Origin of the sequence: Aeromonas sp. FDAARGOS 1409, from assembly GCF_019048705.1 — a bacterium.
Lineage (GTDB): Bacteria > Pseudomonadota > Gammaproteobacteria > Enterobacterales > Aeromonadaceae > Aeromonas > Aeromonas sanarellii.
Genome location: NZ_CP077395.1, coordinates 583179 through 609997 on the forward strand (window position 1 = coordinate 583179; position 26819 = coordinate 609997).

At 63.3% G+C, this 26819-nt stretch carries 30 protein-coding genes and 1 pseudogene; 17 read left to right on the plus strand and 14 right to left on the minus strand.

Annotation, left to right across the window (positions count from 1 at the left end; genetic code table 11):
• From folK to I6L39_RS02690, 4 genes are all read left to right on the plus strand, one after another.
• Entirely contained in the window at positions 1-498 is a 498-nt protein-coding gene (gene folK / locus I6L39_RS02675; protein ID WP_042077804.1) for a 2-amino-4-hydroxy-6-hydroxymethyldihydropteridine diphosphokinase, read from the plus strand.
• 20 nt (positions 499-518) lie between these two features.
• Positions 519-1313 (plus strand): 3-methyl-2-oxobutanoate hydroxymethyltransferase, encoded by a 795-nt coding sequence (gene panB / locus I6L39_RS02680; protein ID WP_216990951.1) that lies wholly within the window; start codon positions 519-521, stop codon positions 1311-1313.
• Positions 1314-1415: 102 nt separating this feature from the next.
• Positions 1416-2264 carry a pantoate--beta-alanine ligase gene (gene panC, locus I6L39_RS02685; protein WP_216990952.1) on the plus strand — a complete coding sequence of 283 codons (849 nt, stop codon included), beginning with the start codon at positions 1416-1418 and terminating at the stop codon, positions 2262-2264.
• 26 nt (positions 2265-2290) lie between these two features.
• A complete protein-coding gene (locus I6L39_RS02690; protein ID WP_216990953.1) occupies positions 2291-2638 on the plus strand; it encodes a putative quinol monooxygenase in 348 nt (115 codons plus the stop codon).
• A gap of 62 nt (positions 2639-2700) precedes the next feature.
• On the opposite strand, the gene I6L39_RS02695 is transcribed toward I6L39_RS02690, so the two are convergent.
• The 3 genes from I6L39_RS02695 to hpt all read right to left on the minus strand — a co-directional run bounded on the left by I6L39_RS02695 (position 2701) and on the right by hpt (position 5027).
• Positions 2701-3474 (minus strand): ABC transporter permease, encoded by a 774-nt coding sequence (locus I6L39_RS02695; RefSeq protein ID WP_042077808.1) that lies wholly within the window; start codon positions 3472-3474, stop codon positions 2701-2703.
• A complete protein-coding gene (locus I6L39_RS02700) occupies positions 3471-4388 on the minus strand; it encodes an ABC transporter ATP-binding protein (protein ID WP_042077811.1) in 918 nt (305 codons plus the stop codon). Before I6L39_RS02700 ends, I6L39_RS02695 begins: the two co-directional genes overlap by 4 nt.
• A 108-nt stretch (positions 4389-4496) precedes the next feature.
• Complete coding sequence (gene hpt, locus I6L39_RS02705; protein ID WP_042077812.1) at positions 4497-5027, minus strand: hypoxanthine phosphoribosyltransferase; 531 nt, start codon at positions 5025-5027, stop codon at positions 4497-4499.
• 201 nt (positions 5028-5228) lie between these two features.
• On the opposite strand from hpt, the gene I6L39_RS02710 reads away from it, so the two are divergent.
• Complete coding sequence (locus I6L39_RS02710; RefSeq protein WP_042077813.1) at positions 5229-5843, plus strand: TetR/AcrR family transcriptional regulator; 615 nt, start codon at positions 5229-5231, stop codon at positions 5841-5843.
• Positions 5844-5917: 74 nt separating this feature from the next.
• On the opposite strand, the gene I6L39_RS02715 is transcribed toward I6L39_RS02710, so the two are convergent.
• Together I6L39_RS02715 and mpl are read right to left on the minus strand one after the other, a co-directional pair.
• Positions 5918-6529 (minus strand): flavin prenyltransferase UbiX, encoded by a 612-nt coding sequence (locus I6L39_RS02715; protein WP_209794099.1) that lies wholly within the window; start codon positions 6527-6529, stop codon positions 5918-5920.
• Positions 6526-7896: a UDP-N-acetylmuramate:L-alanyl-gamma-D-glutamyl-meso-diaminopimelate ligase gene (gene mpl / locus I6L39_RS02720; RefSeq protein ID WP_216990954.1), complete on the minus strand. Its 1371-nt coding sequence runs from the start codon at positions 7894-7896 to the stop codon at positions 6526-6528. Before mpl ends, I6L39_RS02715 begins: the two co-directional genes overlap by 4 nt.
• Positions 7897-8129: 233 nt before the next feature.
• Here mpl and ppa point away from each other — a divergent pair, with 233 nt between their 5' ends.
• Entirely contained in the window at positions 8130-8660 is a 531-nt protein-coding gene (gene ppa / locus I6L39_RS02725) for an inorganic diphosphatase (RefSeq protein ID WP_005335667.1), read from the plus strand.
• 24 nt (positions 8661-8684) lie between these two features.
• Here ppa and I6L39_RS02730 read toward each other — a convergent pair whose 3' ends face one another.
• The gene (locus tag I6L39_RS02730; RefSeq protein ID WP_216990955.1) at positions 8685-9032 is read right to left on the minus strand and encodes a hypothetical protein; all 348 of its coding nucleotides are present in this window, start codon (positions 9030-9032) and stop codon (positions 8685-8687) included.
• A gap of 125 nt (positions 9033-9157) precedes the next feature.
• On the opposite strand from I6L39_RS02730, the gene I6L39_RS02735 reads away from it, so the two are divergent.
• From I6L39_RS02735 to I6L39_RS02775, 9 genes and pseudogenes are all read left to right on the plus strand, one after another.
• The gene (locus I6L39_RS02735) at positions 9158-10036 is read left to right on the plus strand and encodes a hypothetical protein (RefSeq protein WP_216990956.1); all 879 of its coding nucleotides are present in this window, start codon (positions 9158-9160) and stop codon (positions 10034-10036) included.
• Between the two features lie 217 nt (positions 10037-10253).
• Positions 10254-10796 carry a YtfJ family protein gene (locus I6L39_RS02740; protein ID WP_042077817.1) on the plus strand — a complete coding sequence of 181 codons (543 nt, stop codon included), beginning with the start codon at positions 10254-10256 and terminating at the stop codon, positions 10794-10796.
• A 43-nt stretch (positions 10797-10839) separates the two neighbouring features.
• Positions 10840-11130 (plus strand): hypothetical protein, encoded by a 291-nt coding sequence (locus I6L39_RS02745; protein ID WP_216990957.1) that lies wholly within the window; start codon positions 10840-10842, stop codon positions 11128-11130.
• 36 nt (positions 11131-11166) lie between these two features.
• Complete coding sequence (locus I6L39_RS02750; RefSeq protein WP_216990958.1) at positions 11167-11787, plus strand: DUF2796 domain-containing protein; 621 nt, start codon at positions 11167-11169, stop codon at positions 11785-11787.
• A gap of 4 nt (positions 11788-11791) precedes the next feature.
• Entirely contained in the window at positions 11792-12478 is a 687-nt protein-coding gene (locus I6L39_RS02755; protein WP_216990959.1) for an ABC transporter ATP-binding protein, read from the plus strand.
• A gap of 73 nt (positions 12479-12551) precedes the next feature.
• Positions 12552-13799, plus strand: a complete 1248-nt coding sequence (locus I6L39_RS02760) for an ABC transporter permease (protein ID WP_209794093.1) — start codon at positions 12552-12554, stop codon at positions 13797-13799.
• Positions 13800-14002: 203 nt separating this feature from the next.
• Positions 14003-14473: a DUF3299 domain-containing protein gene (locus I6L39_RS02765; RefSeq protein ID WP_216990960.1), complete on the plus strand. Its 471-nt coding sequence runs from the start codon at positions 14003-14005 to the stop codon at positions 14471-14473.
• Positions 14474-14594: 121 nt separating this feature from the next.
• A complete protein-coding gene (locus I6L39_RS02770; RefSeq protein ID WP_216990961.1) occupies positions 14595-15443 on the plus strand; it encodes a TIGR03899 family protein in 849 nt (282 codons plus the stop codon).
• Positions 15444-15703: 260 nt separating this feature from the next.
• Positions 15704-16060: pseudogene (locus I6L39_RS02775) on the plus strand (PAS domain-containing protein); the annotation flags it as partial.
• Positions 16061-16108: 48 nt separating this feature from the next.
• Here I6L39_RS02775 and I6L39_RS02780 read toward each other — a convergent pair.
• The 6 genes from I6L39_RS02780 to cysG all read right to left on the minus strand — a co-directional run bounded on the left by I6L39_RS02780 (position 16109) and on the right by cysG (position 23535).
• A complete protein-coding gene (locus I6L39_RS02780) occupies positions 16109-17149 on the minus strand; it encodes an IS481-like element ISAs19 family transposase (RefSeq protein ID WP_042864152.1) in 1041 nt (346 codons plus the stop codon).
• Between the two features lie 144 nt (positions 17150-17293).
• Positions 17294-17887 (minus strand): adenylyl-sulfate kinase, encoded by a 594-nt coding sequence (gene cysC, locus I6L39_RS02785; protein ID WP_216990962.1) that lies wholly within the window; start codon positions 17885-17887, stop codon positions 17294-17296.
• Between the two features lie 27 nt (positions 17888-17914).
• Positions 17915-19639 carry an SLC13 family permease gene (locus I6L39_RS02790; RefSeq protein ID WP_216990963.1) on the minus strand — a complete coding sequence of 575 codons (1725 nt, stop codon included), beginning with the start codon at positions 19637-19639 and terminating at the stop codon, positions 17915-17917.
• A gap of 4 nt (positions 19640-19643) precedes the next feature.
• On the minus strand, positions 19644-21071 hold the full coding sequence (gene cysN / locus I6L39_RS02795; RefSeq protein WP_209794086.1) for a sulfate adenylyltransferase subunit CysN: 1428 nt from the start codon (positions 21069-21071) through the stop codon (positions 19644-19646).
• Positions 21072-21095: 24 nt separating this feature from the next.
• Positions 21096-22004, minus strand: a complete 909-nt coding sequence (gene cysD / locus I6L39_RS02800) for a sulfate adenylyltransferase subunit CysD (protein WP_209794085.1) — start codon at positions 22002-22004, stop codon at positions 21096-21098.
• 106 nt (positions 22005-22110) lie between these two features.
• Positions 22111-23535 carry a siroheme synthase CysG gene (gene cysG, locus I6L39_RS02805; protein WP_216990964.1) on the minus strand — a complete coding sequence of 475 codons (1425 nt, stop codon included), beginning with the start codon at positions 23533-23535 and terminating at the stop codon, positions 22111-22113.
• A gap of 196 nt (positions 23536-23731) precedes the next feature.
• On the opposite strand from cysG, the gene I6L39_RS02810 reads away from it, so the two are divergent.
• On the plus strand, positions 23732-24652 hold the full coding sequence (locus I6L39_RS02810; protein ID WP_042077157.1) for an SPFH domain-containing protein: 921 nt from the start codon (positions 23732-23734) through the stop codon (positions 24650-24652).
• Positions 24649-25104, plus strand: coding sequence for an NfeD family protein (locus I6L39_RS02815; protein WP_042077159.1), 456 nt, complete (start codon positions 24649-24651; stop codon positions 25102-25104). Before I6L39_RS02810 ends, I6L39_RS02815 begins: the two co-directional genes overlap by 4 nt.
• Before the next feature lie 75 nt (positions 25105-25179).
• Here I6L39_RS02815 and I6L39_RS02820 read toward each other — a convergent pair whose 3' ends face one another.
• Positions 25180-25446 carry a hypothetical protein gene (locus tag I6L39_RS02820; protein WP_209794083.1) on the minus strand — a complete coding sequence of 89 codons (267 nt, stop codon included), beginning with the start codon at positions 25444-25446 and terminating at the stop codon, positions 25180-25182.
• Positions 25447-25746: 300 nt separating this feature from the next.
• Complete coding sequence (locus I6L39_RS02825; protein ID WP_216990965.1) at positions 25747-26796, minus strand: oxidoreductase; 1050 nt, start codon at positions 26794-26796, stop codon at positions 25747-25749.
• Positions 26797-26819 lie beyond the last annotated feature (23 nt).

Sequence of the window (26819 nt, forward strand, 5' to 3'; positions counted from 1 at the left end):
ATGATCGAGGTCTTCGTCGCCATCGGCTCCAACCTGGCCGACCCCCTCGGGCAGGCTCGCCGCGCCATCGCCGCGCTGGCGACCCTGCCGGAATCCGAGCTGCTGCAGACCTCCCACCTTTACGGCAGCCGCCCCATGGGCCCTGCGGATCAGCCGGACTACGTCAATGCCGTGGCGCGGCTCCACACCCGGCTCGGTCCTCTGGCGCTGCTGGATGAGCTGCAGCGCATCGAGCTGGCGCAAGGGCGGGTTCGCAAGGACGAGCGCTGGGGTCCCCGGACCCTGGATCTCGATCTGCTGCTCTATGGCGATCAGGTGATCAACACTGAGCGCCTCATCGTTCCCCATTACGGCATGAAGGAGCGGGAGTTTGTGCTGCTGCCCCTGGCCGAGATAGCCCCCTCCCTGGTGCTGCCCTGCGGCACCCCGCTCACCGAACTGGTTGCCCGCTGCCCGCGCAATGGACTCGAGATCCTGGCCGGCGCGGCAGGCGAGTAGAGAAGAGTAGGAACAACGTCATGAGCAAAATCACCACCACCGGCCTGTTGAAAATGAAACAGGACGGCCAGAAAATCACCGCCATCACCGCCTATGATGCCACCTTTGCCAAGCTGTTCGACGACGAGGGCGCCCTGGTGCTACTCATCGGTGACTCCCTCGGCATGGTATTGCAAGGGGGGGACGACACCCTGGCGGTCAGCATGGACGAGATGGTCTATCACACCCGCTGCGTGGCCCGCGGCACCAGCAAGGCCCTGGTCGTGGCTGACATGCCGTTCATGAGCTATGCCACCCCGGAGCAGACCTACCAGAACGCCGCCCGCCTGATGGCCGCCGGCGCCCGCATGGTGAAGATGGAAGGGGGCGACTGGCTGTGCGAGAGCATTCGCCACCTCACCCGCAACGGGGTGCCGGTCTGTGGCCACCTCGGGCTCACCCCGCAATCCGTCCACGTGTTTGGCGGCTTCAAGGTGCAGGGGCGCGACGAGTTCCACGCCCAGGAGATCTACCGCCAGGCCCTGGAGCTGCAGGCGGCCGGCATCCAGCTGCTGGTGCTCGAGTGCGTGCCCGTCTCCCTGGCCGAGCGCATCACCAAGGCGCTGCGCATTCCGGTGATCGGCATCGGTGCCGGCCCCGCCACCGACGGCCAGATCCTGGTCATGCACGATGCCTTCGGCATCACCTCAGGTTATGTGCCCAAGTTCACCAAGAACTTCCTGGCCGAGACCGGTGACATGCGTGCCGCCATCCGCCTCTATGTGCAACAGGTGAGTGACGGGACCTTCCCCGGCCCCGAGCACTGCTTCAACTGATGTGATGCCGTCATGAGAACGGGGGCCTGCGCCCCCGTTTCGCCCTCCCTCTCTGACGAAATGAACCTCTCTCTTATTGATTCATCTGAAGGTGAACTGCCGATGTTGGTTGTGAACAATCCCGCCGCTCTGCGCGAACAGATCGGCCACTGGCACCGCGAAGGACGTGCCATCGCATTCGTGCCCACCATGGGCAATCTCCACCAGGGCCATCTGACCCTGGTAGAAGAGGCGCGCCGCCATGGCGACAAGGTGGTGGTCAGCATCTTCGTGAACCCCTTGCAGTTCGACAAGGCCGAGGATCTCGCCAACTATCCGCGCACCCTGGAGCAAGATTGCGCCGCCCTGGAGTCTGCGGGAGTCGACCTGGTGTTCACCCCGACCCCGGAGATCATGTATCCCCAGGGGCTCGCCAGCCAGACCTTCGTCGAGGTGCCCGGCCTCTCCAGCCTGCTGGAAGGGGCGCTGCGCCCGGGACACTTCCGCGGCGTCAGCACCGTCGTCACCAAGCTGTTCAACCTGGTGCAGCCGGATGTGGCCTGCTTCGGCCAGAAGGATTACCAGCAGCTCGCCCTCATTCGCAAGATGGTGGCCGACATGGCCATGCCCATCGAGATCGTCGGCGTGCCCACGGTGCGGGCCGAAGACGGTCTGGCACTCTCCTCGCGCAACGGCTACCTGACCGCCGCCGAGCGGGCCATCGCCCCCGAGCTTGCGCGCACCATGAACTGGATCGCCGAGCAGATCGAGGCGGGTGACCGTCACCTCCCCTCCCTGGTGGCCCGGGCCAGCCAGCGTCTCGACAACGCCGGATTCCGGACCGATGCCATCGACATCGTCGATGCCGACACCCTGGAATCGGCCACCGCCGCCAGCCAGCGGCTGGTGATCCTGATGGCCGCGTATCTGGGCAAGGCCCGCCTGATCGACAATCGCGTCGTCGCCCTGTAAGGCCGAGACACGGAAAGGAGAGAAAGATGTCCAAGAAGGTCTATTGCATCGCCCAGTTCCAGCCCAAGCCGGGCCAGGAGCAGGCCCTGTTCCGGGTCCTGCAGGGGCTAGAACCCAACACCCTGCGCGAGGATGGCTGCCTGCAGTACATCGTCACCCGCCACATCCAGAGCCCCTTTGCCGAGGGAGAGAGCTTCCCCATCGTGTTCAACGAGATCTGGCGCGACATGGCGAGCTTCGAGGCCCACTGCCAGCGCAGCGAAATCAAGGCCTTCTTCGAGCGCTACTGCCTCGCCGACGACGGCCTGGCCGCCAAGTGGAACGTCTGCGTCTACAGCGACGAGCCGGCGGACTACGACGCGCCGGCCCTCTGAGGCGCAGCACCAGACAAATAGAAAAGGCGCCCGAGGGCGCCTTTTTGCTGGCCGGTTGCACCTCAGTGGCGCAGGCCCGTGCCGCGGGAGATGAGCCACCAGGCCAGCCCGTAGAGCACCAGGATGAAGCCGATGATGATGAGATAGGCGGTGCCGAGCGGCACGTCGGAGATACCGAGGAAGCCGTAGCGGAACGCGTTCACCATGTAGATGATGGGGTTCACCTGGGAGACCCCCTGCCAGAACGGCGGCAGCAGGGTGATGGAGTAGAAGACGCCGCCCAGATAGGTCAGGGGGGTCAGGATGAAGGTCGGGATGATGCTGATGTCATCGAACGACTTCGCGAACACGGCGTTGATGAGCCCCCCCAGGGAGAACAGGATGGAGGTGAGCAGCACGGTCACACAGACGCTGAACAGGTGGTGGATCTGCAGCGGCACGAAGAACAGCGACACCAGGGTGACGATGAGGCCGACGCAGAGGCCGCGCGCCACGCCACCGCCCACGTAACCCGCGATGATGATGTAGTTGGGCACAGGCGCCACCAGCAGCTCCTCCACGTTGCGCTGGAACTTGGCGCTGTAGAAGGAGGAGGCGACGTTGGAGTAGGAGTTGGTGATGACCGACATCATGATGAGACCGGGCACGATGAACTCCATGTAGCTGAAGCCTCCCATGTCGCCGATGCGCGACCCGATGAGGTTGCCGAAGATGACGAAGTAGAGGCTCATGGTGATGGCCGGCGGCACCAGGGTCTGGATCCAGATCCGGGTGAAGCGGCTCACCTCCTTGGCCAGTATGCTCTTGAAGGCGATGTAATAGGTCATGGGGTTCATGCTTTACGACCCTCCTCTACCAGATTGACGAACAGCTCTTCCAGCCGGTTCGCCTTGTTGCGCATGCTCAGCACCTTCACCCCCTGGGCGGAGAGCTGCTCGAACAGGCTGTTGAGGGACTGGCTCTTCTCCAGCTCCACCTCCAGGGTGTGCTCGTCCTGCATGCGGCCATTGAACTCGGGCAGGCTCGGCACCGCGGAGCCCGGCACCAGATCCAGCAGGAAGGTCTCCCGTCCCAGCTTGCCGAGCAGGCTCTTCATGCTGGTGTTCTCGATGAGGCGTCCCTTGTCGATGATGCCGATGTTGCGGCACAGCATCTCGGCCTCTTCCAGGTAGTGGGTGGTGAGGATGATGGTGACACCCTGCTCGTTGAGATCCTTGAGGAAGCTCCACATGGAGCGACGGATCTCGATGTCCACCCCGGCGGTCGGCTCGTCCAGGATCAGCAGCTTGGGCTCGTGCATCAGGGCGCGGGCGATCATCAGCCGGCGCTTCATGCCGCCGGAGAGGGTGCGGGCCGCCATGTCTCGCTTGTCCCAGAGATCGAGCTGGCGCAGGTACTTCTCGGCGCGCACCTTGGCCTCGGCCCTGGGCACGCCATAGAAGCCGGCCTGGTGAGTCACTATCTGGCTCACCTTCTCGAACATGCTGAAGTTGAACTCCTGGGGCACCAGGCCGAGCTGGGACTTGGCCAGCTCCAGATCGGTGTCGATGTCGTGACCGAACACCTTCACCTTGCCGGCACTCTTGTTCACCAGGGAGCTGATCACGCCGATGGTGGTGGACTTGCCGGCCCCGTTCGGCCCGAGCAGGGCGAAGAAATCCCCCTGCTTGACGGTGAGATCTATGCCCTTGAGGGCTTCGACGCCCCCCTGATAGGTCTTCTTCAGACCGCTGATTTCCAATGCGTTCATTGCAACCCCTGTGATGGATGAGCCCATCTCGAGACAGAAAAGGCGGCTCGAGCGCCGCCTGAAGAGAGTCGATGGCAGGCGGCCAGCCTTGCCAGTGGCGAGCCCTGCTTACTCTTGCGCAACGACCTTGCCGATGAACGGCAGATTACGGTACTTCTGGGCGTAGTCGATGCCGCAGCCCACCACGAACTCGTCGGGAATGGAGAAGCCAAGCCAGTCGACCGGCACCTGCACCTCGCGGCGGGACGGCTTGTCCAGCAGGGTGCAGATGGCCAGGGACTTGGGCTCGCGCAGGGAGAGGATCTCGCGCACCTTGTTGAGGGTGTAGCCGGTGTCGATGATGTCCTCGACGATCACCACGTCCTTGCCCTTGATGTCGTCATCCAGGTCTTTCAGGATGCGCACGTCCCGGGTGCTGTGCATGCCGGAGCCATAGCTGGAGGCGGTCATGAAGTCCAGGGTGATGGGCAACTGGCACTGGCGGCAGAGGTCCGCCAGGAAGACACAGGAGCCGCGCAAGAGGCCAATCATGACCACCTCATCGGACCCCTGGTAACGGGCGGTGATCTCCTCGCCCAGCTTGGCGATCCGGGCGGCGACCTCGGCCTCGGGGATCATCACCTCGACAATGTGTTTCATCACATACTCCAATAATGGCCAAAGGGTTATTGGCCGTTCATTAACATCAAAACCGAGGATTCTACCACCGCAACCGGAAGGCGTCAGGCATACGTGATGCTTTTATCGGCTTATTTTAATTGATAGAGTTAGCGAGCCTTCGGGCATTATCGGTGACAATACTATAAACACCATAATCAATAACTATTAGATGAAAAAACCATGGAACCACGCGCAGAAATAAGACGTCGAACCCGGCTGTCGCCGGAGGCTCGTCGTGATCAATTGATGGAGTGTGCCGTCGAGGTCTTCTCCCGCCGCGGTATCGGCCGGGCGGGGCATGCCGAGATTGCCGAGCAGGCCAAGGTCTCCGTCGCCACCGTCTTCAACTACTTCAATACCCGTGACGATCTGGTCGACGAGGTGCTGACAGAGATAGAAGCCTACGTGCAGCAGATCCTCGAGCAGGCATACAACGGTCAGGGATCCGCCAGGGAGTGCATCCACCGCCATGTGAAGCAGGCGGTCGATGCGGCCTATGACAAGCCGGATCATGCCAGCATCTGGCTGGAGTGGAGCTCCTCGGTGCGGGAAGAGGTGTGGCCCCGCTACACCCGTCTGCTGGACAAGATGATGGCGCTGATCACCCCCCGCTTGCAAGCCGCCATGGACAACGGCGAGATCAAGAGTGTGCTGTCGGCGCAGGATCTCGCCCGCTCCCTGACCGGGTTTGGCTACGTCATGATGCAGATGATCAATCAGCCTCAGCGCCCCTCCCGGGAAGAGGTGACCGATTTCCTGTTCAAGTACGTGACGGCCCCCATCCAGGCCGCCTAGGCTGCCTAACCCATAAAAAAGCGGCGCCGGACCCTGAGTCCGGCGCCGCTTTTGTTTGCCCGCCCGTCACACCCTCAGGGCTTGGCGTAGCCCCAGCGTTGGGTCAGCGCCTGCTCGATGCCGAGGTGGTCGAGGATCCGCGCCACCATGAAGTCCACCAGATCCTCGATGCTTTTCGGCTCGTGATAGAAGCCGGGGGCGGCGGGCATGATGGTCACCCCGAGGCGCGCCAGCTTCAGCATGTTCTCCAAGTGGATCGCCGAGAAGGGGCTCTCGCGGGGCACCAGGATGAGCTGGCCGCGCTCCTTGATCACCACGTCCGCCGCCCGCTCCAGCAGGTTGTCGGAGGCGCCGCTGGCGATCGCCGACACGGTGCCCATGGAGCAGGGACAGATCACCATCTGCCTGGGGGCCGCCGAGCCGGAGGCCACCGGCGAGAACCACTCCTCCTTGCCGCAGGCGACGATCTGCCCCTCTCTGGCGCCATACTGGCGGCAGAGGTAGGCGGAGAGCTCCTTGGGCGAGCCCGGCCACTCCTGCTGCTGCTCCGTCTTGAGCACCACCCGGGCGGCCGAGGAGGCGAGCAGATAGACCTTGTAGTCCGCCTGCACCAAACACTGGAGCAGACGCAGGGCATAGGGGGCACCGGAGGCGCCGGTCAGCGCCAGGGTTATCGCTTTGTTCATGATGAGGCGTGTCGATCCTTGAGGCGGGCGATCAGCTTGTCATGGATGCCGCCGAAGCCGCCGTTGCTCATGATCAGAATATGATCCCCCGCGCGGCTCTCGGCCACCAGGGCGCCGATCAACGCATCCAGATCGTCGAACACCCGGGCCGGGCGGCTCATATGGGCGGTCACCTCGCCGAGATCCCAACCGATGTTGGAAGGCTGGAAGAAGAGCACCTCGTCGGCGCCGCCGAAGCAACCCGCCAGCTCCTCCTTGTGGACCCCCAGCTTCATGGTGTTGGAGCGGGGCTCCAGCACCGCCAGGATGCGTGACCCGCCGACCTTGGCGCGCAGGCCGCCGAGGGTGGTCTCGATGGCGGTGGGGTGGTGGGCAAAGTCGTCATAGACGCTGATGCCGGCCACCTCGCCCTTGAGCTCCATGCGCCGCTTGGGGGACTTGAACTGGCAGAGCGCCGCAATGCCGTGCTCCACCATGACGCCGGCATGGCGGGCGGCGGCGATGGCCATCAGGCCGTTGTTGACGTTGTGCTCGCCGATGCACTCCCAGTGCACCTCCCCCTGCTTCTCGCCATCCAGCCACACCTCGAAGGCGGAGCCGTCGTCCGCCAGCTTGACCGCCTTCCACTGGGCGTCGTCCTGACCCACCAGCTCCACCTCGCTCCAGCAGCCCATCTTGCGCACGGCGGTGAGGTTGTCGTCGGCCTGGGGGAAGAGCACCCGGCCGTTGCTCGGCACGGTGCGCATCAGGTGGTGGAACTGGCGCTGGATGGCGGCGAGATCCGGGAAGATGTCCGCGTGATCGAACTCCAGGTTGTTCATCACCAGGGTGCGCGGGTGGTAGTGGACGAACTTGGAGCGTTTGTCGAAGAAGGCGCAGTCATACTCGTCCGCCTCGATGACGAAGAAGGGGGCGGCACCGAGACGGGCTGAGACCGGGAAGTTGCCGGGCACGCCGCCGATGAGGAAGCCGGGTTCCAGCCTAGCGTATTCCAGCACCCAGGCCAGCATGCTGGCGGTGGTGGTCTTGCCGTGGGTGCCCGCGACGGCCAGCACCCAGCGATCCTTCAGCACGTGCTCCAGCAGCCACTGGGGGCCGGAGATATAGGGCAGGTTGCGATCCAGTACATATTCCACGCAGGGGTTGCCGCGGCTCATGGCATTGCCGATCACCACCAGATCCGGCGCCGGATCGAGCTGGGAGGGATCGTAACCTTCGGTCAGTTCGATGCCCTGCTGCTCGAGCTGGGTGCTCATGGGGGGATAGACGTTGGCGTCGGAGCCGGTGACCCTGTAGCCGAGCTGTTTTGCCAACACCGCCAGACCACCCATGAAGGTGCCGCAGATCCCGAGAATGTGAATGTGCATACCACTGCCTTTTCCAGTAAAGGGAGTGCGCATTCTAGGATCTGTTGACCTGATGGCACAAGCCGCCACCAGGGCGAGCGGGAGACGGAGCGCCACAAAACGACAGAAATCGGGCGAGACCGGGGGCACACCTCCCTCCACCAGCCTGCCCGGCCCTCGAAATATGGTCATTTGACGGGACATCGCTATAATGTCGGCCTGCAAACTTGACTCCAACACTCAAAGGAAACGTCATGAGCCTGAACCTGGTACCGGCCGGCAAGAGCCTGCCTGACGACATCTACGTCATCATCGAAATCCCGCAGAATGCCGACCCGATCAAATACGAAGTCGACAAGGACAGCGGCGCCATCTTCGTTGACCGTTTCATGTCCACCCCGATGTTCTACCCGTGCAACTACGGTTACGTGAACGCCACCCTGTCCCTGGACGGGGATCCGGTCGACGTGCTGGTTCCGACTCCCTACCCGCTGCTGGCCGGCTCCGTCATTCGCTGCCGCCCGGTCGGCGTGCTGAAGATGACCGACGAATCTGGCGAAGACGCCAAGATCGTGGCCGTGCCGCACTCCAAGCTGACCAAGCAGTACGACCACATCCAGGATGTGAACGATCTGCCCGAGCTGCTGAAAGCCCAGATCCAGCACTTCTTCGAGCGCTACAAAGAGCTGGAAGCGGGCAAGTGGGTCAAGGTGGAAGGTTGGGGCGACAAGGCCGCAGCCGAAGCCGAGATCAAGACCTCTGCCGAGCGTTACGCTGCCAAGTAAGCGACCTCTCGCAAAAAAGGCGCCTTATGGCGCCTTTTTATTTGCCCCTGGCCGAGGACCCGGTGGATCCCCCTGGATATAGATGTCGCGCCCGTTCTGGCGATAGGGGCGATAGTAGTCGTCACCACAGCGGTACTCCCCGCCCGCGCCCCCCACCAGATCGCAGTTGACCGGCAACACCTCCAGCCACTTGATGGCCTGCTGGAAGCGCAACCACTCCTGCCATTCGTGCTCCCGCGCCAGCCGATCCCGCAGGGCGAAGGTGTCCGCGCTGGACATGCCCTGATTGACGATGACGGGCCCCGCCAGCGCCGATGACGCCCCCACGATCAACACAAGCCATGAAACAAGCTTCATGATCATTTTCCACATGACTTATTTCCCAAATTAAATTTAAAGCCAAATCAGCCTATTACCAATATCCCCACCACCCGACCAATCCAAATGCCGGTCACTCACCTAGTTGTTTATTATCGACCTCAGGCAGGAGGCACACCATGAAACCGGCACAAGGCGTGCTCTGGAGCCTGCTTTTCGGCGCCGTGGCCCAGGCCAACGAGATCAACCTGAGCTGGCAGTGGCAATCCGCCGACGGCCAGCGCAAGCACTTGCAACTGACCACGGATGAGCGCGTCCTCTCCGCCAGCCGCCACGAGATGACGCAGCTCGACACCGCCCTCAACTACCCGCTGGAGACGCTCTACTCCTACATCAGCCCGCGTCTCTACAACAGCATCAACCAGATCAACCAGCACAGCCCAGAGACGGCGACCAAGTTCCGCAACCTGGAGCAGGCCTTTACCCTGCACGACAGCAGCCTCGAATCCACCCAGTTCTGGCAGGCCTACCGGCAATACCAGGAGGATGCCTTCTATGAGATGCGGGTCCAGCCCTGCATCCACCCGGCCAACCATAAGCTGCCCTGCGTACGCCCCAACTACTCCCAGCTGTTCTATCAGTTCAAGGGGGACCTCAAGTCCCTGGCCCGGCAGTTCTCGGCCAAGGATCTCGCCACCAGCGTCACCCTGCTGCAGGAGTGGCTGAGCGGCATTCCCACCCCGCCCGAACAGATGGACCACTTCGCCCCGCCCTTGCAGGCCCTGCAGGACAACAAGGCCGACAGCGACGAGAAGGCGCTGCTGATGGCAAGCCTCCTGGCCGAGCTGGCCCCCCAGTACAGCCTCAGCATCATCTATCCCAACATCAGCATCGGCAGCGTCTCGCCAGCCTGGCTCGCCATCACGGCCGACAGCGGCCTCAAGGGCGATACCCTGCTGATCGGCAACCAGCGCCATGTGCTGCTCACGGGTTCTCCCCTGCTGGCCCAGCAGATGACCATGGCCCAGATCCCCCTGATCAGCGAGCCCCTCTATTAAGCCTCCCTTTAAAACCGTTGCAACCATTTGATTTTGATGGGAGGCATGCCATCCTTGCCGCCGTCTTTCGGGGGGAGGATGTCCTCTTCGGCAAGATCGCCGACGCCCCCCGGCATTATTTAACACTTTTTAAACAGATCCGATCAGTTTAGGATGTTCAGGGTCCCATTCCCTCGCACCCAAAATCGTTATAACATCACAAAGGAGTGTCATACGGATGAAACATCTCGTGCTTACTCTGGCGCTGCTGCCAACCCTGGTCATGGCCCACAACATCAAGGAGTCGGCCCAGGTGCCGCTGGTCAACATCGGCGACAAGGGTGAGCTGGTGCTCAAGGAGAAAGAGATCAGCTATCAACCCTGGCAGAGCAAGGTGTTGACCGGCAAGGTCTTCCTGATCCAGCACATCGCGGGTCGCTCCAGCGCCAAGGAGCTGAACGCCCCCATGATCGAGGCGATCAAGGCGGCCAAGCTGCCCCACGACAAGTACCAGACCGTCACCATCATCAACAGCAATGACGCCATCTGGGGCACGTCCGGCTTCGTGAAGAGCAGTGCAGAGGACAGCAAGAAAGAGTTCCCCTGGTCCGCCATGGTGCTGGATGCCAAGGGCATGGCCCGCAATGCCTGGGATCTTGCGCCGGAAAGTTCGGCCATCATACTGCTGGATAAAGAGGGTAAGGTGCTGTTTGCCAAAGATGGCCAGCTCGATGCCACCGAGATAACCAAGGTGATGGGGCTTATCCAGTCCCATCTCTGAGTCAGAGAGAAGGGCGCTGATGGCGCCCTTTCCACAAGGGTCTATGGGTCGTTCCACGTTCACAATCTGGGTCTTGCTGCTGGGCTGGTTGTGGCTGCAACCTGCGCTGGCGCAGCATCCGCTCGAAGCCGACCTGCCGGATCATAGCCATGCCTGCCCCGCTTGCGTGCTCCATCTGGATGGCAAGCTGGCCCTCACCGCCACCCCCTTTGTCCCGAGCGCCTCCCCCTTCATCGTTCTGGCCGTCGGCATCTCCCTGCCGGCCGTGCCCTCCAGGATCCTGGGCCATAGCCGCATCAGAGCCCCGCCATCACTGCATTGCTTCTTCATGTGAATCAATATCTTATCCATTACTTCAAAAGGATTGACGATGAAAGCAGTGACTCTGTTGCTGGCCGCGGCCGCCTTCGGCGCGCAGGCCAATCACGACGAACACGACCATCAGGGCCACGGTGCCCACGAGCACGGCCACGGCCACCTCAACCTGGTGCTCGACGGCAACCAGCTGATGATCGAGTTGCAGGCCCCCGCCGCCGATCTGGTGGGCTTCGAGCACGCCGCCAGGAGCGATGACGAAAAGGCGCAATACGCCAAGGCCGTGGCTCGGCTCAAACAACCCGATGCCCTGTTTCGCCTCGACCCGGCCGCTGGCTGCACCCTGACCCGGCAGGAGCTGCAGGCCGCCAAAAAGGATCACGACCATGACCATGACCATGACCATGACCATGACCATGACCATGACCATGACCATGACCATGACCATGACAAGGCTGCCGACAATTACGATGAACACCATCAGGAAGAGGCGGGCCATGCGGACCTGGGGGCCATGTACACCTACACCTGCGCGGATCCGGCCAAGCTGACCGGCCTGGAGGCGACCCTGTTCGGCGTCTATCCGAGCCTGGAGAAGCTGAGCGTGCAGGGCATACTGCCCAGCGGCCAGACCGCCGCCGAGCTGACCCCGTCCGCCAACAAGCTGAGCTGGTAACGCCATGAAAAAAGCCGTGGTTGAGATCCGCGATCTGGCCTTCGCCTGGCCGGGTCACGAGGTCGTCCTCGATTTGCCTGCCCTTCGCATCCACGAGGGTGAGCGCGTCTTCATCAAGGGCCCGTCTGGCTGTGGCAAGTCCACCCTGCTCGGGTTGCTGGCCGGGATCCAGACCGCCGACCACGGCACCCTGGAGGTGCTAGGCCAGCCCCTGGCCCGGCTTTCCGGCCGCGCCCGTGACCAGTTCCGTGCGGCCAATCTGGGGTACATCTTCCAGCAGTTCAATCTGCTGCCGTTTCTCTCGGTGCAGGACAACGTCACCGCCGCCCTCACCTTTTCACCCGCCAAGCTGGCCCGCCTGACAGGGAGCCCGGAGCAGGAGGCGCGCCGCCTGCTGGCAGAGCTGCAACTGCCGGACGAGGCACTGCATCGCCCCGTCCACGCCCTCAGCATCGGCCAGCAGCAGCGGGTCGCCGCCGCCCGCGCGCTCATCGGCTCGCCTCCCCTGGTGATCGCCGACGAGCCCACCTCGGCCCTCGACACCGACAACAGAGCCGCCTTCATCCGGCTGCTGTTCGAGGAGTGCGACAAGCAGGGGTCGACCCTGATCTTCGTGAGCCACGATCCCTATCTGGAGCCCCTCTTCCCCCGGGTGGAAAACCTGCAACAACTCAACCGGAGGGCCGCATGATGACAACGCATCCATCCGTCTTTCGCCTGGCCATGCCGCTGCGCCATGGCGGCCCGTCACCGCGGAGGCTCCCATGCTGACCCTCGCCCTCAAGAGCCTCTGGGCCCGTCGCCTCACCGCCGGGCTCACCCTGCTGGCGGTGGCCATCAGCGTCACTCTGCTGCTCGGGGTGGAGCGGGTGCGCAGCCAGGCGCGCGACAGCTTCGCCAACACCGTCTCCGGCACCGATCTCATCGTCGGCGCCCGCTCCGGCCAGGTGAACCTGCTGCTCTACTCGGTGTTTCGCATCGGCAACCCCACCAACAACGTGGGCTGGGATGCCTATCAGGCCATCAAGGCAAAACCGGGCGTGGCCTGGACCATCCCCCTCTCCCTCGGCGACTCCCACAAGGGATTCAGGGTGCTCGGCACCAACGGCGATTACTTCACCCACCTGAAGTACGGCCAGCAGCAGTCCCTGCAACTGCGCGAGGGGCGGGCGTTCGAGACGCCGTTCGAGGCGGTGCTCGGCGCCCAGGTGGCCGAAAAGCTCGGCTACAAGCTGGATCAACCCATCGTCATCGCCCACGGCGCCGGCAACACCTCGTTCAGCCAGCACGACAACCTGCCGTTCAAGGTAGTGGGGATCCTGGCTCCCACCGGCACCCCCATCGATCGCACCATCCATGTGCCGCTGGCGGGCATAGAGGCGATCCACCTGGGCTGGGACACCGGTCGTCACAGCAAGAACGTCACCGCCGAGCAGGCGCTGGCGCAGGATCTCACCCCCAAGACCATCACCGCCTTCATGGTGGGCCTGAGCAACCGCATTCTGGCGTTCCAGCTGCAGCGCAGCGTCAACACCTACCGGGGCGAGCCCCTGATGGCCATCCTGCCGGGGGCCGCCTTGCAGGAGCTGTGGAGCCTGATGAGCGTGGCGGAGACGGCCCTGTCTGTCATCGCCGGCTTCGTGGTGGTGGCGGGCCTCATCGGCATGCTGACCACATTGCTGGCGGGGCTCAACGAGCGGCGCCGCGAGCTCGCCATATTGAGATCCCTGGGCGCGGGGCCGACCCACCTCTTCCTGCTGCTGGCGCTGGAGGCCATGGCGCTGACCACCCTCGGCATCGCCCTCGGGGTGGCCGTGCTCTATCTCGGTCAGGGGCTTGCCACCCCCTGGCTGCTCGGCCACTATGGCCTGCAACTGAACCTGGGGCTGCCGAGCGCCCATGAGTGGCTGTTGCTGGGGCTGGTCTGGCTGGCGGGCATGATCATCGGCCTGCTCCCCGCCGCCCGAGCCTACCGCTACAGCCTGAGCGACGGCATGAGCATCCGGATATGACGATGACACGACGAACGAGGGCAGACCGCCGCCCGTGCCTACCGCTACAACCTGAGCGACGGCATGAGCATTCGGATTTGACGATGACACGGTGGACGAGGGCAGACCGCCGCCCGCGTCCACTATGCGCTACAGCCTGAGCGACGGCATGAGCATCCGCGTCTGACTCTGGACGCACCCGACAAAAGAAAGAAGGACAGAAAATGAAGTGGAACATAGTGGCGCTGCTGGCCAGCCTGCTGGTGCTGCCCGCCATGGCGGCCGATTACAAGACCATCGACTGGGACATCCTCATCCCCGAAGGGGAGAAGCTGCTGCCACCACCCCAGGTCAATCACGAGGATCCCATGTCGGTGCCGCAGCCGGTGGGGAGCGTCAACAAGAAGCTGGACAATCAGGAGGTGCGGATCCCCGGGTTCGTGGTCCCGCTGGAAGGGGATGCCAAGACCATCAAAGCCTTCCTGCTGGTGCCCTACTTCGGCGCCTGCATCCACGTGCCGCCGCCGCCCACCAACCAGGTGATCTACGTGAGCTACCCCAAGGGCGCGCCGGTGGATGACCTCTGGGACGCCATCTGGGTCAAGGGCAAGATGCGCACCGTCAGCTCAAGCCACGAGATGGCCACCGCCTCCTACTCCATGGAGGCGGTCGAGGTCAGCGTCTACGAAGAGTGAGCCCCTGATGGCCTCCCCCGGGAGGCCATTTCTTTATGCCGTGACGGCCCCGCCAAGGGGATTGTTCATGGGCCCGGTTGGAGTAACATTCACTACCAGACCCTGCCATCACGGAGCCAGCATGGCTGACCTGCCCCCCAAGAAAGAGAGTTCCATCCTGAGCAGCCAGGAGCAGACCCTGCGCCTGGCCCGCAGCCGCGGCATCGATGGCATGCTCACCCGCAACAGCGACAGCACCTTCGAGCAGCGGGCGACCTTCCGCCAGCTGGCGGAGCAGGCGGCCCGCCAGCGCAACCTGGAATCCATCATGGTGATGGCCTCCCGCCACTGCCAGGAGACGGCCGCCGGCGGCGAGATGGACAGCGACTGGCTCACCCGCTTCCTGCAACTGGCCGAAGAGATCAGCATGGTGCCCATGCAGCAGCTGTGGGGGCGGATCTTCGCCCTGGAGGTGGCGACCCCGGGCCGCTTCTCCATCCGGGCCCTCACCACCCTCAAGGAGATGACCCAGCGGGAAGCCCAGCTGTTCCAGCGGATCTGCGCCCTCTGCTGCCACTACGAAGGCAGCGACGAGCAGCGCCTGCTGCTCGGCATGCACAAGGGCGCCGGCCTGCTCAGCCGCGCCAGGGTCACCCGCATGGGGCTAGGCAAATACCGGATCCCCTACAGCGCCTTGCTCTTGCTGTTCGACCTCGGTCTGCTGCACCGCGGCGAGCTGGAGTCCGGCCCCCTGCCCGCCGACGGGGTAGAGCTGGCCTTCGGCAACCAGCGCTGGCGCCTGCGCCAGCGCCAGAGCCACCTCACCCTGCTCTATTACCGGCTCACCCCCATCGGCAACGAGCTCGCCCTGTTGCTGGAGGAGCCGCCGCTGGAGGAGTACCTGCAGGATCTGAAGACCCTGCTCTCCACCCACCTGCAGATTGAGACCCAGATCCAGGCCCCCGTCAGCGAACCGGATCTCCCCACCTGATCCCGGCGGGTGCCCCGGCCCCGCCTTGCCAAATTGCGAAACCCGTCACGCCCTTGCCAAAACGGCTCCCAAAAAGCGAATCGATTCAGCAGGCGAAGACGCCGGGCCGGGCCGTTTTCGTCTATCTCCGGATTTTGAGCAAATAAGATTCATTTTGAACGCAATTTAAGCGTTTCCTGGCACTCTGGTGCACGGCTTGCAATGGGACTACCAGTCCCAAATTGTCGGGACTCATCATCCCTCCACAGCCGGAAGCCGCCATGAGAGTCAATCAACCCGTTACCCAGCGTGAGCGCCTCTACCCGGAGCATCAGAATCTGATCTCCACCACGGATCTGGAGAGTCGCATCACCTATGCCAACGACGAGTTCTGCCAGATCGCCGGCTTCACCCTGGCGGAGCTGCAGGGATCGCCGCACAACCTGGTCCGCCACCCCGACATGCCGCCCCAGGCCTTCGCCGATATGTGGCGTCATCTCCGCGAAGGCAAGAGCTGGATGGGCCCGGTCAAGAACCGCTGCAAGAACGGGGATCACTACTGGGTCAACGCCTTCGTCACCCCCATCCAGGACGCGAGCGGCAAGGTGGTGGAGTACCAGTCCGTGCGCACGGCGCCTGTACAGATCTAATTATCACCTGACACCGGCCTCAAACCGGTGTCTTGTTTACGCTACTTTAGTGCGCACTTCCTTCGGTATCAATTTCAGACCCTTCTTGAACATGCTGTAAGGCGTCTGTCCCTCCATCATCCTGCCCTGATGTGGCCGCTGGGTGTTGTAGTGTTCCAGGTAGCTATCCAGGTCTGTCTGCATCTGTTCTACCGACTCATACCAGGTCGTCCTCCCCTTGATACGGAAGTGTTCATCCAGCAGGGTGCGATGTAGCCGCTCGATAAAGCCGTTGCTCTGTGGCCTGCGTACCTTGGTGGTCCGGTGCTCAATCCCCTCCAGTTGCAGGAACAGCTCGTAGGGGTGATGGTCAGGGCGGCCGCAGAACTCGCGCCCGTTGTCCGACAGGATGGTATAGACCCGCGCCTCGTGAGCCTCGAAGAACGGCAGGACCGTTTCGTTGAGCACATGGACCGAGGTCACCGGCAGCTTGCTGGTGTAGAGCCGTCCCCAGGCGTGGCGGCTGTAGCAGTCCAGTACGGTTTGCAGATACACCTTGCCCACCCCCTTGAGTGCGCCGACGAAGAAGGTGTCGACCGCCACCAGTTCCCCGGTGTAGTGAACCTCAATTTGGCGTTCGCGAAACTCGGGGCTGAAGCGCTCGAGCAGGCGAATCTGCTCGTCATTGAGCTCAATCGTCTGTTCCCTATGGGTTTTCTCGAGGCGCAACAAGCGGTCATGCTTGGAGAGCAAGTCGTGCCGTTGCCACACGCCACGCACACCGCCCGCACTGACGTTGATGCCTTGCAGAGCCAGTTCTTGCGCGACCCGCAGCGGGCCATGGGTTGGTCTGGTGAGAGAGTAATCGAGGATAGCCTGTTCAATCTCGGGAGCGACCCGGTTGGGATGCGCCCCTTTACAGCCGGGGAGTTTGTCGAGCAAGCCCTCAGCCCCATAGGTCTGGTAGTTACGGCGAATTTCGTAGAACTGCTGGCGGCTGTAGCCGATGAGCTTGCAGGCTTTGCTGACGTTATTGAGCTCTTTGGCGAGCTCTAGCAGGCTGAGTTTACGACGTGCTACTTTCTCGTTGGTGGTCATACGGTGACTCCGGATAACACGGTAGGGGTACCGTTTTGTTATCCGGTTTGAAGCCGTATGACCACTCCCTTTTGTGGGCAACTGTCAGGTGAATACCATCTCCATACACCCTTTGATATCAATTCTCGATAAGAGTCATCAACCTTAGCCAATTAACCCACGCTGTCTTAGAGCACTTAGCAACTCCTCCACCAGCACTTCCACTGGCTTGCCGGCGTTGAGCAGATGGATTTCCGGGTTTTCCGGGGCCTCATAGGCGGAGTCGATACCGGTAAAGTTGCGAATTTCCCCTGCTCGCGCCTTCTTGTAGAGCCCCTTGGGGTCGCGCTCTTCACAGACGGCGAGTGGCGCATCCACAAACACCTCGACAAACTCCCCTTCACCCACGAGATTGCGCACCAGATCCCGCTCGGCACGGAACGGCGAGATAAAGGCGGTGAGGACGATAAGGCCCGCATCCACCATGAGTTTTGCCACCTCGCCGACCCGGCGGATATTCTCCTGGCGGGCGGCGTCATCGAAGCCGAGATCGCCGCACAGGCCGTGGCGCACATTGTCCCCATCCAGCAGGTAGGTGTGCTTGCCCGAGGCGGCCAGCGCCTGCTCCAGGGCTCCCGCCAGGGTGGACTTGCCCGCCCCGGACAGCCCGGTGAACCAGATCACCAGGGGCTTTTGCCCTTTCAATTCGGCCCTGCTCCGCTTGTCGACGGCATGGTCGTGCCACACGATATTGCTCATTCACACTCCTTGCTTGGCGCTCGCGCCTTAAAACGGAAACAGCAGGGGCACCATGACGATCACCCCTAGGCTATAGGCCAGGGAGACCGGCAGGGCCAGCCTGAGGTAGTCCGGCATCTTGTAGTTGCCCGCGGCATAGACCATCAGGTTGGTCTGGTAGCCGTAGGGCATGATGAAACTGGAGCTGGCCCCGAACAGCACCGCCAGAATGAACGGCATTGTGGCAACGTCCATGCTGAGCGCCAGCTGGTAACCCATGGGGAAGGCCAGGGCCGCGGCGGCATTGTTGCTCATCAGCTCGGTCAGGATCAGGGTGAAGAAATAGAGCCCGATAAACGCCACTATGGGGCTGGAACCGTTGAACTCCCCCATCAACCAGTCGGCGATCAGGCGCGCCAGGCCGCTCTTCTCCAGCTGATCGGCGATGGCGAGCGCCCCGCCCACCACCAGCCAGATGTCCAGGGGAAAGCGGCGACGGATCTCGTCCAGGGTCAGGATGCGGGTCAGCAGCAGCGCCACCAGCATCACCAGCAGCCCCTTGAACAGCGGCACCAGCTCCAGCACCGACAGGGTCAGCACCCCGAGAAAGCCCGCCACCACGGCGGCGCTGCGCTTGCCATCGAGCCGGGTGGAGGCCTCCAGCCCGCTCACCACCACGAACTCCCGGGGGAGGGACTTGTTGCCCGCAAACTTGGGGCCCGGCGCCAGCAGCAAGGTGTCGCCCGCGTGCAGCTCAATCTGGCCGAGGCCGCCGGTAAGCTGGGTCTCGCCCCGGCGCACCGCCAGCACCACCGCATCGAAGTGGGTGCGAAACTCCGCATCCTTGATGGTCTGCCCCACCAGGCGCGAGCTGTGGCTGACGATCACTTCGACCAGGTGCTGGCCGTTGAGCCTGTGCTGGCCGTAGAGATCCAGCCCCTTGAGCTCCTGCAGCACGCCGACGCTCTCCACGTCGCCGCAAAACAGCAGCATGTCCCCCTCGTGCAGCTCGTGCTCCGGCTGCACCGGACAGATCACCTGGTTGCCCCGGATGATCTCGGCAAGATAGAGGCTTTTGAGGCTGCGCAGGCCGTTCTCCTTGACGCTGCGCCCGGCCATGGGCGAGCCGGGGCCCACCTTGGCCTCGAGAAAGTAGCCGGATTCCCGGCTCATCTCGGTGTCCTGCTCCGGCAGGTGGCGGGCAAACAGCAGCACGGCCACCAGACCGGTCAACAATGTGCCGGCTCCTACCATGAAGAAGTCGAACATGCCGAGCGGCTCGGCCCCCATCTTGATGAGGAAGCTGTTGACGATGAGGTTGGTGGAGGTGCCGATCAGGGTCAGCACGCCGCCAAAGGTCGCCGCGAAGCACATGGGCAAGAGCAGCCGGGACGGCGCATGGTTGGGATTGCGCTTGACCGCCCCCAGCATGGAGGCCACCACGGCGGTGTTGTTGACGAAGGCCGACAGGAAGGCGGTGGAGAACCACACCTTCACCAGCACCTTGTTGAAGGAGCCGGTGCCCACCAGGTTGGCGACCCAGCTCATGACCCGGGTCTTCTCCACCGCGAGCGACACCAGCAGCAACAGCACCAGGGTCAGCAGGGCGCTGTTGGTGTAGCCCGCCACCACGGCGTTGATGTCCGCCAGGCCGCTCAGGTAGGTGATTAGCACGGCGCCCGAGAAGAGCAGCGCCGGCCGGAGTTTGCCCTGGATCAGCAGGACGACGAGGGCAGCCAGCAGACCCAGCACCAGGGATTGTTGCCAGGTCATGGGCTTACTCCTTGCTAGCGTCGTTGCTGATGGTCAGCGCCTGCCAGTGGGGGAAGTGCTTGCGCACCAGGGCGTTGAGCTCCACTTCGAACTCGCTGTAGTGCCCTTTTACCGCCTTGGCCGCCAGCCCTTCCACTATCATGCCCGCGCCCACGGTGACGTTGGTCAGCCGGTCGATGAGGATGAAGCTGCCGGTGTCGCGGATCTCCTTGTACGGATCGAACGCCACAGGGTCGGTCAGGCTGAATTCGCACAGGCCGATCTCGTTGAGCTTGAGCTCGGAGGCCGGCAACTCGTCCAGCTTGTTGATCTCGATGCGGTGGCGGATGGCCTCCACCTGGCCGCGGCTCTTCTTGGTGGCCAGCTTGACGTCATAGACGCGGCCCGGTTGCAGGGACTCCTCCCCCATCCAGACGATGTGAGCCAGCACGTTCTGGGTCACCTGGGGCTTTTTCGCCGCATCCACCAGCAGGTCGCCGCGGCTGATGTCGATCTCGTCCGCGAAGGTGACCGTGATGGCCTGACCCGGCAGGGCGTACTCCAGATCCCCGTCGAAGGTGACGATACGGGTCACCGTGCTCTCCTTGCCGGAGGGCAGCACCGCCAGCTTGTCGCCGACCCGCAGGATGCCGGAGGCGAGCGTCCCTGCGAAGCCGCGAAAATCGAGGTTCGGGCGGTTCACGTACTGCACCGGCAGGCGCACCGGGTGACGCTCCAGCTCGCGCTCCACTTCGGCGCTCTCCAGCAATGAGAGCAGGGTCTCGCCCTGATACCAGGCCAGCTTGTCGCTCGGGTTCACCACGTTGTCACCGTCCAGGGCCGAGACCGGCACGATATGGATGGTGTCGACGCTGAGCTTCCTGGCGAATTCGCGGTAATCGGCACTGATGCGCTCGAACACCTCCTGGCTGAACCCCACCAGGTCCATCTTGTTCACCGCCACCACAAACTGCTTTATCCCCAGCAAACTGGCGATAAAGCTGTGGCGACGGGTCTGATCCAGCACCCCCTTGCGGGCGTCGATCAATATGATGGCCAGATCGCAGGTGGAGGCGCCGGTGGCCATGTTGCGGGTGTACTGCTCGTGGCCCGGCGTATCCGAGATGATGAATTTGCGCTTGGCGGTGGAGAAGTAGCGGTAGGCCACGTCTATGGTGATGCCCTGCTCGCGCTCGGCCTGCAGGCCGTCCACCAGCAGCGCCAGATCCAGCTTCTCGCCCGTGGTGCCGAGCTTCTGGCTGTCGGACTCCAGCGCTTTCAACTGATCTTCATAGATCTGCTGGGAGTCGTGCAGCAGGCGGCCGATGAGGGTGCTCTTACCGTCGTCCACGCTGCCGCAGGTGAGAAAGCGCAGCAGGCTCTTGTGCTGCTGGGCGTGCAGGTAGGCTTCGATGCCCTGTTCGCTGATGGCGGTCTGAATGTGGTTGTTCATGATGCGATTCCTTAGAACATTTTTTTAGAAATAGCCCTGACGCTTCTTCTGCTCCATGGAGCCGGCCTGATCGTGGTCGATGAGCCGCCCCTGCCGCTCGCTGGAGGTGGTGATCAGCATCTCTTCGATGATCTCCGGCAGGGTGGTGGCGTTGGATTCGATGGCGCCGGTCAGCGGGTAGCAGCCGAGAGTACGGAAGCGCACCAGCTCCTGCTTCACCTCGTCCTCCGGACCTATGGGCATGCGATCGTCATCCACCATGATCTTGATGCCGCCGCGCTCCACCACGGGGCGCATGGCCGCGAAATAGAGCGGCACTATGTCGATGTTCTCGAGGTAGATATATTGCCAGATGTCGAGCTCGGTCCAGTTGGAGAGCGGGAACACCCGGATGCTCTCCCCCTTGTTGACCTGACCGTTGTAGACACGCCACAGCTCGGGTCTCTGGTTCTTCGGGTCCCAGCGGTGGGACTTGTCACGGAAGGAGTAGACCCGCTCCTTGGCCCGGGACTTCTCCTCGTCGCGGCGCGCGCCACCGAAGGCGGCGTCGAAACCGTACTTGTTGAGCGCCTGTTTGAGCCCCTCGGTCTTCATGATGTCGGTGTGCTTGCCGCTGCCGTGCACGAAGGGGTTGATGTTCATGGCGAGCCCGTCCGGGTTCTTGTGGACGATGAGATCCAGCCCGTACTTCTTGGCGGTCTCGTCCCGGAATTTGATCATCTCCTTGAACTTCCAGTTGGTGTCCACGTGCAGCAGGGGGAAGGGGATCTTGCCCGGATAGAAGGCCTTGCGGGCCAGGTGCAGCATGACGGAGGAGTCCTTGCCGATGGAGTACATCATCACCGGGTTTTCAAATTCGGCGGCCACCTCGCGGATGATGTGGATGCTCTCGGCCTCCAGCTGTTGCAGGTGTGTCAGTCTTTCACGGTCCATGTCTGGGTCCTCGGTTCATTGCTATCGCGCCGGCTCGGGCGCGGTCTTGGTTCAGTTCGGTGCCGCCTGGGCCGCACCGTCAAATCGATTCACGTCGTGCCGGCCCTCAGGCCAGGCTCACCAGCTTGAGCTCGTGGCCGCTTTCGGCCTCCCGCCCTTGCGCCGCCTCGCCAAACCAGGCGAGCCGCTTGCGCAGGGCCACCACCTCGCCGATGACGATGAGGGAAGGGCTCACCGCCTGCTCGGCCAGCTCGGCCAGGTCAGCGAGGGTGCCGGTCAGCACGCGCTGACGGGCGGTGGTGCCCCGCTCTATGATGGCGATGGGGGTGCTCTGGCCACGGCCATGGCTCACCAGCTGTTGCTGGATGTGCTCGGAGCGCATCAGCCCCATGTAGATGACCAGGGTCTGGTTGGTGGCGGCGAGTTGCTGCCAGTCGGGCTCCTTGCCCTCTTTCTGGCAGTGGCCCGTGATGAAGACGGCGCTCTGGGCGTGGTCGCGGTGGGTGAGCGGAATGCCCGCATAGGCGGTGGCGCCGGCGGCGGCCGTGATGCCGGGCACCACGGAGAAGGGGATGCCTTCGGCTGCCAGCACTTCCAGCTCCTCGCCGCCACGGCCGAACATGAAGGGATCCCCCCCCTTGAGGCGCACCACCCGGTTGCCCGCCTTGGCGTATTCCGCCAGCAGGCGGTTGGTCTCCTCCTGGGGCACGCTGTGGGCGCCGGCCTTCTTGCCGACCGACACCAGGGTGGCGTCGCGGCGCACCAGGTCCAGGATCTCGGGCGAGACCAACTGGTCATAGAGCACCACTTCGGCCTGCTGGATCTGTTGCAGCGCCTTGAGGGTCAGGAGGCCAGGATCGCCGGGGCCCGCCCCCACCAGCACCACTTCCCCCACCTCGGTCTGGGCCTTGTCCAGCCCTTCGTTCAGCCACTGCTCGGCCCCCTGCCAATCGGCTTTCTCAATCAGACCCGCCAGGGTGTTGGAGGCAAAGGCGCGCTCCCAGAAACGGCGGCGATCGGAGAGGGAGGCCAGCACCCGCTTGGCCCGGCTGCGCACCCGGCCGGAGAGCTCCGCCAGGCCGCCGAGATGGCGGGGCAGCAGGCTCTCGAGCCGCTCGCGCAGCAGGCGCACCAGCACGGGGGCCTTGCCGCCGCTGGAGACGGCCACCACGATGGGGCTGCGATCGATGATGGAGGGGAAGATAAAGCTGGAGCGCTCGGGGTCATCCACCAGGTTGACGAAGAGGCCGCGCTCGGTGGCGCTCTGGTAGACCAGGGCATTCACCTCGAGATCGTCGGTGGCGGCCACCACCAGGATCTGGCCGGCCAGATGGGCCGGGTCGAAGCGCGCCGACAGATGGGTGAAGCGACCGGCAAATTCATGGAAATCGGGGTCAATGGCGGGAGAGACCAGGGTCAGCCGGGCCCCTGCCGCCAGCAGCAGGCGCGCCTTGCGCAGGGCGACCTCGCCCCCGCCCACCAGCAGTACCGGGCGGCCTTCCAACCTGGCAAACATAGGTAAATAATCCATCAGGGCCCACTCCTCGGCATCGCGACATCTGGGGCGACTATAGGCAGGAGCGCTTATCCCTCAAAATAATAAAAAATGCTCTTTAATGCGTTTTGGTAATTAGTAAAACCGTATCGCGGCAAAGGAAAGCGAATCCCCTTGTGGTGGATGGCACCAGCCCCTAGGCTAATGAAAGTGTTTCATAAGGAGCTTAATAATGAATGAGTCATTGATTGTATTGGGGATCTTCATATTCCTGGTGCTCGCCACCCTGAGCGCCGGCATCAAGATAGTGCCCCAGGGCTACAACTGGACTGTGGAGCGCTTCGGCCGCTACACCCGCACCCTCTCCCCCGGCCTCAACCTGCTGATCCCCTACATCGACCGCATCGGCCACAAGATCATCATGATGGAGCAGGTGCTGGACATCCCGGCCCAGGAGGTGATCTCCCGGGACAACGCCAACGTCACCATAGACGCCATCAGCTTCGTGCAGGTGGTGGATGCCCGCAAGGCGGGCTACGAGGTCAACGATCTCACCAGCGCCATCCGCAACCTGACCATGACCAACATGCGGACCGTGCTGGGCGCCATGGAGCTGGACGAGATGCTCTCCCAGCGCGACACCATCAACGAGAAGCTGCTGCGCACCATGGATGCCGCCACCGCCCCCTGGGGCATCAAGGTGACGCGGATCGAGATCAAGGACGTGCGCCCTCCCCTGGCCCTGGTGGAAGCCATGAACGCCCAGATGAAGGCCGAGCGCCAGAAGCGGGCCGAGGTGCTGGAAGCCGAAGGGGTGCGCCAGTCCAAGATCCTGAAAGCGGAGGGGGAGAAGCAGTCCCAGATCCTCAAGGCCGAGGGTGAGCGCCAGGCCGCCTTCCTCGCCGCCGAGGCGCGGGAGCGGGCCGCCGAGGCGGAAGCCAAGGCGACCCATATGGTCTCGAAAGCTATAGCGGAGGGGGATCTGCAGGCCATCAACTACTTCGTGGCCCAGAAGTACACCGAGGCCCTGGCCCGCATCGGGGAAGGTCCCAACAGCAAGGTGGTGATGATGCCGCTGGAGGCGGGCAGCCTGATCGGTGCCGTGGCCGGCATGGCCGAGCTGTTCAAGGATGGCAAGGGCGGCAAGTCATGACAGCCCTGTTCGAGGGGCTGACCCACTGGCACTGGCTGGGGCTCGGCTTCGTGCTGCTCGCCATCGAGGTGCTGGGGTCGGTGGGCTTCCTGCTCTGGACCGGCATCGCCGCGCTGGAAGTGGGCCTGCTGCTGCTGGTCTGGCCCTTCGGCTGGCAGGCCCAGCTGCTGCTGTTCGCGGTGCAGTCCCTGCTCACCACCTGGGCCTGGTGGCGCTGGCAGCACCGCCGGGATCGCTCCGGGCAGGATGCCGCCGCCCCCATCAACGAGCGGATGCAGAGCTATCTGGGGCGGGAGCTGACCCTGCTGGACGACGTCAGCCAGGGGATGAGCCGGGTCCACCTGGACGACACCGTCTGGACGGTGCGCTGCAACCAGCCGCTCCCCGCAGGCACCAGGGTCAGGGTGACGGGCTACGACTCCCATATCCTGCTGGTGGAGCCGCTGCCCTGAGCGGGCTCCCCAATGGCCATAAAAAAACGGGCCCGACGCGAGTGCGCCGGGCCCGTTCTTCAATGAGGTGCGGGCTTAGTTGGCCTTGGCATCGCTCACTGCGGCTTCTGCCTTGGTGGCCACGTCAGCGGCAGCCTTCTCGACAGTTGCGGAAGCTTCGGAAGCAGCCTTCTCGACAGTTGCGGAAGCTTCGGAAGCAGCCTTCTCTACGGTAGAGGCAGCTTCGCTAACAGTTGCAGCAACCTCGGCGGCCGGAGTAGCAGCCGGAGCGGCAGCTTCTTCTTTCTGACCACAGGCGGTCAACATCAGACCCAGGATACCGGCTACCAGTACTTTGTTCATGTACATATCCTCAAATAAGAATGGAGAGACGGTCTGCACGACCATCACTACTGTGCGCCTTGCCCCCGTGAAGAGTCCATCAGGACGGGAGCCAAGAGACGCGCGAAATATAACGCCATACCGAGCCAATGAAAACGCGTATCACAATGATATTTTCTCGTTGGCTGGATGAAAAGAACTACTACAGCGCCTGATATTAATACAAAAAACCACTCTTTACGCGAAACATCGAAATAAAAAGCCGCATAAAAGATCTTTATCAGTCAAACGCTGCCATTTTGAACAAACGGCAGCGCCGACTCAGTCAGACAACTTCTGACAAGCCAGTCGCCGACCCTGGCTGTGGCTCTCCCTGGCAAGATCCAGCAGCGCCATCACCGCCAGCGCCTCGGGGGCGGGCACAGGGTTGGCCCCCTCCCCCTTGATGGCGGCGCAGACCGCGCGGTAGTAGGCGCCGTAATCCCCCGTCTCGCCGGCCACGGTCTGCTGCACAAGCTCGCCGTCCCGGATCTGGCTGAGCTGGCCGGGCACGGGATCCACGCCCCAGTCTGCCGCCGGTGGCCGCTTGCCCTGCTTGAGCTGCTCCTCCTGCACGTCCATGCCGAACTTGACGAAGGAGCCCTGGCTGCCATGGACGACGAAGCGGGGCATCACAGCCGACACCAGGCAGCTGCCGTGCAGGATCACCCGGCGCACCCCATACCCCAGCACCACGTGGAAGTAATCGTCGCTCAGGGCCCCCGGACGCTGCCGGGCGAGATCGGCCTGGATCCAGTCAGGTTGGCCGAACAGCTGCAGGGACTGATCCAGGATATGGGGGCCGAGATCGAACCAGAGGCCGGAGCCCGGGCCACCCGCCTCGCGCCAGCGCTGGCGCACCTCGGGGCGATAGCGATCGAAATGGGATTCGAACTGGGCGATCTGACCCAGCACCCCGTCTGCCAGCAGGCGGCGCACGGTGAGGAAGTCCCCGTCCCAGCGCCGGTTGTGGAAGATGCTGAGCAGCCGCTGCTGCTTCTCGGCCAGCTCGACCAGCGCCTTCGCCTCGGCCAGATCCAGGGCGAAGGGCTTGTCGATCACCACGTGCTTGCCCGCCAGCAGCGCCTCGCGGGCGATGGGGGCATGGGTGTCGTTCGGCGTGGCAATCACCACCAGATCCACCGACGGGTCGGCCAGCACCTGCTCCAGGGTGCCGACGAGACAACCGGGCAGCTCGGCCTGCACCCTGGCGGCATCCCGGCTCACCACCCAGCGCAGGGCAAGCCCCGGGGTCGTGGTGAGGAAGGGGGCGTGAAAGGTCTGCCCTGCGAAGCCGTAACCCACCAGGGCGGCGTTGATTGTGTGACTCATCCGGTTGTCTCCACGGTATCGAG